The sequence below is a fragment of the Xylanibacter ruminicola 23 genome (genome assembly GCF_000025925.1).
Lineage (GTDB): Bacteria > Bacteroidota > Bacteroidia > Bacteroidales > Bacteroidaceae > Prevotella > Prevotella ruminicola.
In genome coordinates this window covers 2,391,411-2,402,628 of sequence record NC_014033.1, presented here as the reverse complement: position 1 = coordinate 2,402,628, position 11,218 = coordinate 2,391,411, and the positions used below count along the sequence as shown (strand labels likewise).

Genomic DNA, 11,218 nt, shown 5'->3' with positions numbered 1-11,218 from the left:
ATATCTGGGTGCAAAGATACTACTTTTTTTTTAATGTTTAATGTTTAATGTTTAATTTTTCGTACCTTTGTGGCCGAAATGATTAGCGACGAGTTTAAATTCCGCATTCGGGAGGCTATGGGCATGGTGCCTACGGCCGAACAAGAGCACGCCATCGACGTGTTCTCGCTTTTTATGACCGACCGCGACGACCACGTGGTGATGATTCTGCGTGGTTCGGCAGGTACGGGTAAAACCACCTTGGCGGGTGCCATCGTAAGGGCGATGAATGTGTTGAAACAGAAGATGATTCTGTTGGCCCCAACAGGCCGTGCAGCAAAGGTGTTTGCACTCAACGCTGGTCATCCGGCTTACACCATCCATCGTCGTATCTATCGTCAGAAATCGGCTGGCGATATCTCGGCCTTTAATCTGAACTTCAACAATAACCGCGATACCTTGTTTATGATAGATGAGGCATCGATGATTGCCAACCAAGGCTATGGCGAGAGCGCGTTTGGTAGCGGATGCCTGTTGGACGACCTGATGCAGTTTGTGTATAGTGGACAGAACTGTCGTATGGTGCTGGTGGGCGATAAGGCCCAGTTGCCACCTGTGGGCGAGGATGAGAGTCCGGCGCTGATGAGCGATGTGCTACGTGCCTACGGTCTGAAAGTGTACGAGTGCGACCTGAACCAGGTGCTGAGACAATCAGAGGATTCGGGTATACTTTGGAATGCTACCCGTATCAGAACGCTGATTGACGATTGGATTCTGCCCAAAATCCGATTCCAGGGCTTTGCTGATATTGTGCGTGTGCCAGGCGATGAGCTGATAGAATCGCTGGCCACCAGCTACAGTAGGGTGGGGATGGACGAGACGATGGTGATTACCCGTAGTAACAAGCGCGCTAACATCTACAATCAGGGTATCCGAAACACGGTGCTGGATCGCGAAGACGAACTGTGTCGTGGCGACCAACTGATGATTGTGAAGAACAACTATTACTGGACTGAACAATCCAAGGAGATATCGTTCCTGGCCAACGGCGATATCGCTGTGGTGCAGCGTGTGCGCAATGTTCACGAACTGTTCGGGTTCCGCTTTGCTGATGTGACGATGACGCTACCCGATTACGATAACTACGAACTCACGGCTACCGTGATTCTCGATTCGCTGACTACCGAATCGCCTGCTCTGTCGCGCGAACAACAGGAACAACTGTATAATGCGGTAATGGAAGATTATGCCGATATTCCCCTGAAGGCCGACCGCATTAAGCAACTGAAGAAAGATAAATACTTTAATGCCCTGCAGATAAAGTTTGCTTATGCCGTTACCTGTCATAAGGCGCAGGGCGGACAATGGGCGCATGTGTATATCGACCAAGGTTATATGACGGACGATATGTTGACGCCCGACTATATCCACTGGCTTTACACCGCTTTTACACGTGCTACCGAAAAACTGTTTTTGGTAAACTGGCCTACCACTCAGATAGAGGAGAGTACAAACGTAACATGACAACCTGGTAGATTCTTTTCTGCCAGATCCAGCATGCCACCTTGTTGTATCATCATTCGTCGGCTTAACGACAAGCCGATACCGCTACCTGTGCGCTTGGTGGTAAAGAATGGCACAAACAGCGACTGGCGGTTTTCGGCAGGGATAGGACTGCCATCGTTGCCGATAAGTAGGGTGATAGGTGATGGGTGTTGGGTGTTAGGTGATGGCTGGTTGGTGAGTTCAATGATAATCTTGGTGGCTTCGGCCTCGATGGCGTTCTTGATGAGGTTCATCAATATCTGTCGCAGCATGCCCTTATCGGCTTTTAAGATAGTATCGGCAGGCACATCGATGGTCCAAGCCAACTGCTGATAGGTTTTGCAAAGCTCGTCGAGCATAGGGTGCAAGGGCACTTCGGAAAGGACAGGCTTTTCGAGCTCCGACATCTTACGATAATTGGTTACGAAATCGCTCAGATGGCGCGAGGTGTCGTAGATGGCTTTGATACCATCTTCGAGGAGTGTGCCCTTTACGTCGGGACGGCTCAGTAACGACTGACTGATGCTGGTGATAGGTGCAGTGGCGTTCATCATCTCGTGGGTAAGCACACGGGTTAATCGCTCCCACGATTCTACCTCGTTCTTGTTCATCTGTTGACGGATATTCTCGCCCAGCTCGTTGAGCGCTTCCTGCATGGCACGCTCGCCAGGTAACAGATTGTTGGTGGGCAGGCGAAACGAGAAGTCTTGATTGCGTATGGCCTCTTTCATCAGGTGGGCACGCAATCGCAACTTATGCTGGTGGTGCACAATGGCTATCACCAACACTACCAGTACCACACCTATAATAATACACAAGGTAACCATAACTATCAACTGTCAACTATCAACTAACTAAGTCGCTTCATCTTGTTGTAAAGAGTCTGACGGGTGATACCCAACAACTGGGCGGCTTGAGTGAGATTACCATGACAGTGGTCGATGGTGCGACGGATATGCTCCTGTTCCACTTCGTCGAGACTGACGATTTCGTTCTGCATATCCAGCACATCTTTCAGTTTGCGTAGCAGTTCGTCGTTATCCCAAGGCTTGGTGATAAAATCGGCGGCGCCGTTCTTCAGTCCCTTTACCGCCAGGTTAATGTCGGCATAGGCTGTGAGCAGTACCACAGGTGTTTCGGGGTGCTGTTTGCGGATGGTGCGAAGCCAGAAAAGGCCCTCGTTACCATTGTTTACACCAAGGGTAAAGTTCATGTCGAGTACTACGATGTCGATGGTTTGCTGGGCCATCAGTTTCAGAATGTCATCGGGGTTGGTCGAGGTCAGCACCTGTTCGAAAGTGCCGTCAAGCAGATAACGCATAGCGGTAAGGATGGCCGCGTTATCATCAACGATTAATATGGTTCCGTACTTGTTCATAATGTAATTTTTGTGTGCAAAGATACGAATAAGTGAGCAAAAAGCCAAATTTTATTTGAGCTTTTTCGAACGAAAGTATCTTCGGCGAAGCCAGAGATACGAAGAATTGTATAAAAGTCATACAAAAGGGTGTATAAATTTTAGACAATCAGCCTTTGGAGCCCTATTTTTGCTTGGCAGGTAATATTTATTACCCTATCTTTGCATCAGAAAAAAATGATAAAGCGTATGAAAGCATTATTGAAGATATGTTTGGCAATGGCCGTCCAGCAAGCCTCGGCTCAGAGCGATTGGACCATGCAGCAATGCATGCAGTATGCGGTGCAGCATAACCACGAGGTGAAACAGGCCGAGTTGGAACTCGACAACTATAAGGCATCGAAGACCGGTGCTATCGGTAATTTCCTGCCTTCTGTGGATGCTGGCATCGGTGCCCAGTATAACTTTGGACGTGCCATCGACCCAGAGACCAACGGCTATACCGATGTGAGTACCTTTTATAATGGCTATCAACTCTCGGCGTCGTTGCCAGTATTCGACGGATTCAGTCGTCTGCATGCCCTCAAGGCCGCTAAGGCCAGCGAGTTGATGGGACGCGCCAGTCTGCGCCAGCGTCAGGATCAGACGGCACTCGACGTACTGCAGGCCTATACCAGCGTGGCTTACTACGATGGTTTGGTAAAAATGGCCGAGGAGAAAGTAGAAGAAACGTTGTTGTTGCTCAAGCAGGTAAAAGTGCTTGAAGAGGTGGGGCGAAAGAGTGCTGCTGATGTGGCTCAGGTGGAATCGCAACAGGCTGAGGCCGATTACGAACTGACACGCCAGCAGAACCTTTATGCCTCGGCTATATTGGAACTGAAAAAGGCCATGAACTATCCCTTGGGTGATAGTCTGAGCCTGGAATATATTCCCAACGTGGGAATGTTTGATTCCCAGTGTGGGAACAATTCATTCCCAACGTGGGTAATCGGCTCGCCGCTTGCTACCAACGGGACGCAAGAAAAAAATCTGGATAACGAGCGCCATCCAGAACTGCAGGTGGCCCGTTATCGCATGCAGGCATCGAAACATGAGTGGCATCAGGCTCGCGCTTCTCTTTACCCATCACTCTCTCTCAGTGCGGGTCTGAGCACCACTTATTACAAAACGCTACATAACGATGCTGCGGAGACATTCCGCAATCAGATGAAGAATAATATGGGTGAATACTTTGGCGTATCAGTCAACATCCCCCTGTTCAACCGTTTGCAAACCCTTACCAGCATCCGCAAGGCCAAGAACAACTACAAGATTGCCCAGGAGGCTTACGACCAGAAACAACTGGAACTGGCCAAACTGAGTAGCGAGGCTTGGCAGGACTGGCAGGGCTATCAGAAGCAGACCATACAGATGGAGAAGAAGGTTGAGGCCGATAGCATCGCCTATCAGCTTACCCGTCGACAGTTCGAAGAGGGACTTGCAACAGCCATCGATCTGCACACCACATCGGCACAGCTACTCAACTCAAAAGCCACCCTGCTGCAATGTCAGCTCATGGCTATGGTAAAGGAACAATTAGTAAGATATTATAAAGGAGAAACAATATGGACAGAGTAATCGAAAAAACTAAGAGTCAGCAACTGAAGAAGTATTGGCCATACGCAGCAGGCGGTAGCTTGTTGTTAGTTATGTTAGCTTGGCTGATTTTTGGCAACCATGCCTCGACGCTCAAGGTGAGCAAGGACGAGATGACCATCAGCGAAGCACAGCGTGCTGAGTTTAAGGACTATGTACGTACCAACGGACAGGTGCTGCCCATCCAGATAGTACAGATTTCGCCCGAAGAAGGTGGTATCGTGATGGAGAAGGTGGTTGAAGAAGGTACGATGGTGCACAAGGGCGATGTGATTGTTCGATTGAGCAACTCGAACCTCGACCTGCAGATTCTGAATGCCGAGGCCGAACTGGCCGAGAAGCAGAACCTGCTGCGTAACACCCAGGTGGCTATGCAACAGGACCGTTTGAACAACCAGACTGAGCAGGCTCAGTTGGATATGGACACCCATCGCAAACAGCGCACCTACGATCAGAACAAGCGCCTGTATGCCGAGAAGCTGATTAGCAAGGAGGATTACATCAAGTCGCAGGAGGATTACCAGCTCTCTGCCAAGAAGCGCTCGCTCATTACCAAGCGCCTGAAGCAGGACTCTATCTATCGCACCGTGCAGATGGACCAGATGGAGGACAATCTGCAGAACATGCGTAAGAACGTGGTATTGGTTCGCCAGCGTAAGGATAAGCTCGAGATACGTTCGGCTATCGATGGCGAACTGGGATTGCTGGATGTGGAGTTAGGACAGAGCATTCAGCCTGGACAGAAGATTGGTCAGTTGAACGACCTCTCTGACTACAAGGTGCAGGCCAGCATCGACGAGCATTATATCGACCGCGTTCGTCCAGGTCTTTCGGCTACCTTTACCCGTGGCGACAAGCAGTACCAGTTGCAGGTGCACAAGGTGTACCCCGAGGTGCGCGATGGTAAGTTCCGTTGTGATTTCGTATTCAAAGGCGAGCGCCCTGAGAACATCCGTTCTGGTCAGACCTATTATATCGACCTGGAACTGGGTCAGCCCGAGCAGGCCATCATCATCCCTCGTGGTACCTTCTTCCAGACCACAGGTGGACAGTGGATATTTGTACTCGACAAGAGTGGCTCTAAGGCTTATCGTCGTAACATCCGTGTAGGTCGCCAGAACCCTCAGTACTACGAGATTCTCGAAGGTCTGGAGCCAGGCGAGCGCGTGGTTACCAGTGGTTACGAAGCATTTAAGGATAACGAAGTGTTAGTGATTAAGTAAAGCGTTATGAAAAGCTATTTTAAGTTCCTGGGTCGCCATCGCCTGTTTACCATTATTAATATTGTGGGCCTGTGCCTGTCGATGGCCTTCCTGTTGCTGTTGGGCGACCTCATCTACCGTCAGACATCAGTAGAGAACTACCAGACCCGTGGCGAGCGTATCTTCGCATTGGGTAACGAGGAGTTCACCATGTCGCACTTCCGTGTGGGTCAGAAATTGCAGGACCGTTTCCCTGAAATAGAGGCGTGGTGCTCTGTCTCTGGTTATGATGCCTCCTTCGATATCCGAGGCATGGAGGCCAAAACCAAAATCCTGGTGGTGGCACCTAACTTCTTTGAGTTCTTCGACTACCAGTTGCTGACTGGCGACAAGCATAAAGTGCTCGAAGCCCCCAACCAGATGGTGGTGAGCAAGAAGTTTGCCGAACGCTATTGGCCCGAGGGCGATGCAGTAGGCAAGGAGGTGGTGCTGGGTGATAAGAACGATCCCGACGGGCATGTCACCTATACCATCAGCGGTGTGATGGACGATTTCGACCGCTCTGTCATCCCCAGCAGTCACGAGTGCGTGGTGAACCTCGAGAGTCATAAGCATTTTAACTATTCGGCTTATACCGAGGAGATGACCAATGCCGGCAGTACGGTACTGTTTCTGATGGAGAAAGAGGGTTGCGACCTGCGCAGTAAGGCCGATGCCATGCGCGAGTATATGAAGACCTTCTTCTGGCTCTATCGCATGGAGGCTGTTAAGAAGGTGGTGCTTACATCGCTGACCAATCTGTATTACGACGCCAAGGAATGCTCATTCCAGTCGGGCGACCTGAACCATGGCAATCGCGATATGGCTCACCTCTATGTGGTGATAGCCCTGCTGGTGCTGGTGTTCGCTATTTTTAATTATGTCAACCTGAGTGTGTCGCTCACTACCGAGCGCTCGAAGGAGATGGCCACACGCCGATTGTTAGGTCTCTCGCGCCTGCAGGTGTTCCTGAAGCTGATAGGCGAGAGCATCTTCTTCACCGCCATCGCCTTTGCTGTGGCCTATCTGGTTGCCCTTGCCCTGCAGGATAAGGCTATCGAGATGGCTGCTTGTCAGATAGATCTGCTCAAAGATACTGGTATTGTTACCATCATTGGTTTTGTGGTGATGATAGCTTTGGTGGGGGCGTTGGCAGGTTTTGTGCCCGCCTCGATACTTAGCGGCTACCAGCCTATCGATATCGTTCGTGGCACCTTCCGTCGCCGTGTGCGCCAGCGCTGGAGTCATGTGCTGATGGTGATTCAGGCTGTGTTTGCCATCGTGATGCTCACTGTAACCTTGTTGCTCAGTAGCAATATCCGCGAAAAGATGCATCAGCCCTTAGGTTACGATTACGAGAATATTCTGGAAACCTGGGGACTTCATAACCTGAGTTTGACACAGCGTCAGACCTATCGTCAGAAGTTGTTGCAGATGCCCGAGGTTGATGGCGTGGGCTATGGCTATGGTACGCCGCTCGATTTCTTGGAGAACAACACCACCCAGGCCGACGATGGTACAGTGGTAAGTATGCGCTACCTGATGGGCGACAGCTGTTTCTTCAATATCTTGAACCTGCATCCTGAGAAGACTTATTCGGATAATGGAGTAGGTGTGAACCACCAGTTACTGCGCCAGTTTGGTAAGAGTGATGATACCCGAGAGATAGTGAGCACCAGTGGTCACTTCAATATGACTATTTCGGCTGTTTATCCCGATATTATCTATCAGACCGTGATGAACGAGGAGATGCATCCCACACCTATCATGATGTTGAAAACGGATGAATATGTTAACGACACCACCAGTTTTGTGCAGCGTATGTACGGCTCGCCACGTATGACGATTGTGAAATATCATGGCGATCGCGAGCGGGTAGAGGCAAAGATGAAAACCTTGTTCCAGGAGCTGACTGGTCATGAGGCTTCCGAGGTTCATTCGCTGAGTCAGAAGCATCAGGAATGGTACGAGGATTACGAGCGATTCCTGAGTGTGCTTACCGTGTTTACGTTTGTGGCCTTGCTGATAGCTATCCTGGGACTGATGGCGATGAACAGTTACTTTGTAGGTCAGCGTAGGCGTGAGATTGCTGTGCGCCGTGTGTTTGGTGCCGAAGTAAGCAGTATCACCCTGCACTTGTTACGAACGGTGTTTGTACAGTCGCTGGTAGCCGCCATCATTGCTATCCCGTTGGCTTACTGGCTGGCACCTACGGCAGGCAGTATATCAGGTTTGCATGTAGAGATGCAGTTCACGCCGTTGGTACTCTCGCTGATCATCGTGCTGGTAGTAAATGTGCTTACTGCCGCCCTGCAGGGATGGCGCGCCGCAACCGAAAATCCTATCAACAACATTAAGAACGAATAAACCATAAAACCGCATGAAAAGTTACTTTCGCTTCCTATCGCGCAACAAGCTCTACACATTAATCAATGTGGTAGGGCTTGTCGTGTCGTTAATGTTTATCATCCTGCTGGGCGACTACACCTGGCGCCAGTACAGCATCGACTCGTGGCACAAGAATGCCGATCGTATTTATCTGGTGGGGGACCAGACAAGTTTCTCCATGTGGCCTCAGGCTGGAGATAGGATTAAGGAGATGTGTCCTGAGATAGAGCAGAAATGCTGTGTGATGAGTGTGAGGGGAAAAATCAAGTATGGTCGGCAGGAGGTGAAGGACGGCGAAAACGAAAATGGCATCATCATGGTGGCAGACTCCACTTTTTTCCAGTTCTTCGACTTTGAGTTGGAGACAGGAAGTCGTCAAACAGCCTTAAACTCCCCAGATAAATGTGTCATCACAGAACGACTGGCTCACCGACTGTTTGGAGATAAGAATCCTATTGGCGAATCAGTACAGATTGTAGGCGAGTATGATGTGGAGCCTGGCAATACCGTTTACGACAGCACGTTGGTATATACCGTCAGTGCCGTTGCAAAGGACTTCGACCATACAGTGCTGCCTAACGAGACGCAGATCATCGCTAATATGAAACGCTATCCACAGATGCTGAGTGCAGAGTTTCCTAGCTACTCCTATGCATTCAGTAATGCAGGTGCCTGCAAGGTGTTCTTCATGCTCCGTCCAGGGATGACTCTCGATAACAAGAAGAAAACCATTGATAACTATATAGTCAATAACTATTTCATTCCTTTCGGAGAATATAAGGTGAGTGTAACGCCGCTCAAAGAAGTGATGTTTGCACCTCAGAATGATGGAAAGGGTCTGCAGAAAGGCGACAAAACACGCCTGCATATTTTGATTACAGCCGTGCTTGCTCTGCTATTCTTTGCCATCACCAACTATATCAATCTAACTGTAGCCAATACGGGATTCCGATCCAAAGAAATGGCTACCCGACGGCTTTTCGGTAGTAGTCAACGAATGATTGCGTGGAAGCTGATAGCCGAATCGACATTGATGGTAGCACTTGCTTTTGCTATAGGATTGGCTTTGGCGCTGTGCTTCCAGGATGATGCCATCAGTCTGTTTAAAGGTAAGATAGCCATCACAGATGATATCAATATTGTGAGTGTGAGCCTCTGTCTTGGAGGTATCTTCCTGGTTGGTATTGTTTCAGGTCTTTTGCCCTCATGGCAGATGACCCGCTATCAGCCCATCGATATCGTGAAAGGTAATTTCCGCTTTCGTTCCAAAATGGTACTTGGTAAGGTGTTCATCATCCTACAGAATGTTATTACTGTTACGATGCTCACGGCCAGTTTGGTTATCTGGCTTCAGTTGCACCATCTTATCCATGCCCCCCTTGGCTTTAATACAGAAAATCTCTTCTATATCATCAGTCCCGAAGGGAAGGAGCAGGTTGTCAGAAGTAAGCTGAGAAAGATGCCTTTTGTAGAGAGAATAGGACCTTTAACGGGTGCACATTCAATCAGTTTCATACAGGTGTTTATATCATTGTCCGTGACGACAAGTTTGTATCTATGTTTGAGACGGATATGGACAAGACTACTTTCGAATTGTTGGGACTGCAAATCAAGCATAATCATGGAACCAGTAATGACGGTATTTATCTGAATGAAGAGGCACTACGGCAGTTAGACAATAAAATCGATGCCCGAGAATTAGGTTGGTATGATGGGGGAAAAGAACCGGTTGCTGGAGTACTCGAAGAGTTCCATTCTGTCAATGTTCTTTCGCCTATACAACCATTTGCTATCCGAGTACAGAAGGACAAAGAGTTCCCAATGTTTCTGGTAAAAACAAATGGTGATAAGCAGGCAAAGGCTGCCTTTGATGAGATGATGAAAAAACTGAATGGATCTGCAGAAAATAGCGTGCAGAGTATTGAGGAAAGCATTGCTGAGACATTCAAGGATCAACAACATACGCTGAAGCTCATCACGCTCTTTACGCTCATTGCCATCGTGGTGTCTGTCTTGGGCTTTATCGGCATGTCGCTCTTCTTCATCCGTCAGCGACAGAAGGATATAGGTATTCGTAAAATTATGGGTAGCACCTCAAGCGAGGTTATGATGCTGATGCTGCGCACTTTCTGTGTGCCGTTGCTGGTATCGTTTGTGATGGCCATCCCCCTGTCGTGGTATGTGATGAACGATTGGCTCTCGAACTTCAGTTATCGCATCAGTCTCAGTCCATGGATATTCGTCGCCACTTGTGCTTTCTCCCTTTTGGTGGCTGTCCTTTCTGTCAGCATTCAGATTATGAAGGCTGTGCGTACCAATCCTGTTGAGAGTATCAAAACCGAATAATCAGGGTAGTGTAAATAAATCATACGATAGTGTGTATAAAGATTAGACGAACGCCCTCCGGGCACTCAAAAAAGCTTGCATATAATATGAAATGATCGTAACTTTGCAATGTGAAAAGAAAAAAACAAAGTAGTAACATTTTAAATAAGTACGATTATGAAAAAGTTTATGATTAGCTCGATGATGTGCCTGATGGCTCTGACCTCAAATGCACAAGTAATGACATCTGCAACAGTCGATAAGATTTTCGACACAGTCTCTCAAGCCTCCGACGCAGAGTTTGTTTACAATGCTGATCGTGATGCCGATGGTAAGATTGCTACGATGGTGGTATATCAGGAACAGCCCCAGCGCAAGGGTAACTTCACCCTGAAGCCCATCTACCGCTACCAGTACAACTATGCTGCCGATGGCATGCTTACCAGTCGTACTAAGTACGTATGGCGCAAGAACCAGTGGCAGTGCGCAGGTCGCCACAGCTACTCGCTGGATGCCGGATTCTACACCGCCACTTATAGTCGCTGGAACAAGAAGAAGGCCGACTTCGACGAGCCCGTAGGTAAGATTACCTATACCCTGATGCCCGATGAAAGCATCGCCAGCGTGGCTTGTTACACCCGTCAGCGTAGCAAAACCGATTTGCAACTGGAGTGGCAGGCACCTGTTGAGAGCCATACACTGAACATGGATTATTATCTTACACAGAAATAAAAAAATAAAGAATAAA

Annotated in this window: 9 protein-coding genes; 7 read left to right on the top strand and 2 right to left on the bottom strand. The window is 48.8% G+C overall.

Translation table 11 applies throughout. The features are described 5' to 3' along the window. Window positions 1-78: 78 nt before the first annotated feature. Window positions 79-1,503 (top strand): ATP-dependent DNA helicase, encoded by a 1,425-nt coding sequence (locus PRU_RS10280; RefSeq protein WP_041386102.1) that lies wholly within the window; start codon window positions 79-81, stop codon window positions 1,501-1,503. Here PRU_RS10280 and PRU_RS10275 read toward each other — a convergent pair. Both PRU_RS10275 and PRU_RS10270 read right to left on the bottom strand, forming a co-directional pair. Continuing rightward, window positions 1,473-2,351, bottom strand: coding sequence for a sensor histidine kinase (locus PRU_RS10275; protein ID WP_143040028.1), 879 nt, complete (start codon window positions 2,349-2,351; stop codon window positions 1,473-1,475). The genes PRU_RS10280 and PRU_RS10275 overlap by 31 nt on opposite strands. 23 nt (window positions 2,352-2,374) lie before the next feature. Continuing rightward, the gene (locus PRU_RS10270) at window positions 2,375-2,902 is read right to left on the bottom strand and encodes a response regulator transcription factor (RefSeq protein WP_041386100.1); all 528 of its coding nucleotides are present in this window, start codon (window positions 2,900-2,902) and stop codon (window positions 2,375-2,377) included. A 228-nt stretch (window positions 2,903-3,130) separates the two neighbouring features. Between PRU_RS10270 and PRU_RS10265 the strand changes: the two genes are divergently transcribed. The 6 genes from PRU_RS10265 to PRU_RS10240 all read left to right on the top strand — a co-directional run bounded on the left by PRU_RS10265 (window position 3,131) and on the right by PRU_RS10240 (window position 11,202). Next, window positions 3,131-4,498, top strand: coding sequence for a TolC family protein (locus PRU_RS10265; RefSeq protein WP_177168132.1), 1,368 nt, complete (start codon window positions 3,131-3,133; stop codon window positions 4,496-4,498). Beyond that, a complete protein-coding gene (locus tag PRU_RS10260) occupies window positions 4,486-5,739 on the top strand; it encodes an efflux RND transporter periplasmic adaptor subunit (protein ID WP_013064155.1) in 1,254 nt (417 codons plus the stop codon). Before PRU_RS10265 ends, PRU_RS10260 begins: the two co-directional genes overlap by 13 nt. A 6-nt stretch (window positions 5,740-5,745) precedes the next feature. Continuing rightward, the gene (locus tag PRU_RS10255; protein ID WP_013064771.1) at window positions 5,746-8,124 is read left to right on the top strand and encodes an ABC transporter permease; all 2,379 of its coding nucleotides are present in this window, start codon (window positions 5,746-5,748) and stop codon (window positions 8,122-8,124) included. A gap of 13 nt (window positions 8,125-8,137) precedes the next feature. Continuing rightward, on the top strand, window positions 8,138-9,796 hold the full coding sequence (locus PRU_RS10250; protein ID WP_080517199.1) for an ABC transporter permease: 1,659 nt from the start codon (window positions 8,138-8,140) through the stop codon (window positions 9,794-9,796). Next, window positions 9,718-10,491 carry an ABC transporter permease gene (locus PRU_RS10245; RefSeq protein ID WP_187288009.1) on the top strand — a complete coding sequence of 258 codons (774 nt, stop codon included), beginning with the start codon at window positions 9,718-9,720 and terminating at the stop codon, window positions 10,489-10,491. Before PRU_RS10250 ends, PRU_RS10245 begins: the two co-directional genes overlap by 79 nt. Before the next feature lie 156 nt (window positions 10,492-10,647). Beyond that, a complete protein-coding gene (locus tag PRU_RS10240) occupies window positions 10,648-11,202 on the top strand; it encodes a DUF3836 domain-containing protein (RefSeq protein WP_041386096.1) in 555 nt (184 codons plus the stop codon). The last annotated feature ends 16 nt before the right edge of the window (window positions 11,203-11,218 follow it).

Coding starts and splice junctions, on each gene's coding strand:
- PRU_RS10250 (WP_080517199.1), top strand. CDS start 8,138: ATGAAAAGTTACTTTCGCTTCCTATCGCGCAACAAGCTCTACACATTA.
- PRU_RS10240 (WP_041386096.1), top strand. CDS start 10,648: ATGAAAAAGTTTATGATTAGCTCGATGATGTGCCTGATGGCTCTGACC.
- PRU_RS10270 (WP_041386100.1), bottom strand. CDS start 2,902: ATGAACAAGTACGGAACCATATTAATCGTTGATGATAACGCGGCCATC.
- PRU_RS10245 (WP_187288009.1), top strand. CDS start 9,718: ATGGACAAGACTACTTTCGAATTGTTGGGACTGCAAATCAAGCATAAT.
- PRU_RS10275 (WP_143040028.1), bottom strand. CDS start 2,351: ATGGTTACCTTGTGTATTATTATAGGTGTGGTACTGGTAGTGTTGGTG.
- PRU_RS10255 (WP_013064771.1), top strand. CDS start 5,746: ATGAAAAGCTATTTTAAGTTCCTGGGTCGCCATCGCCTGTTTACCATT.
- PRU_RS10265 (WP_177168132.1), top strand. CDS start 3,131: ATGAAAGCATTATTGAAGATATGTTTGGCAATGGCCGTCCAGCAAGCC.
- PRU_RS10260 (WP_013064155.1), top strand. CDS start 4,486: ATGGACAGAGTAATCGAAAAAACTAAGAGTCAGCAACTGAAGAAGTAT.
- PRU_RS10280 (WP_041386102.1), top strand. CDS start 79: ATGATTAGCGACGAGTTTAAATTCCGCATTCGGGAGGCTATGGGCATG.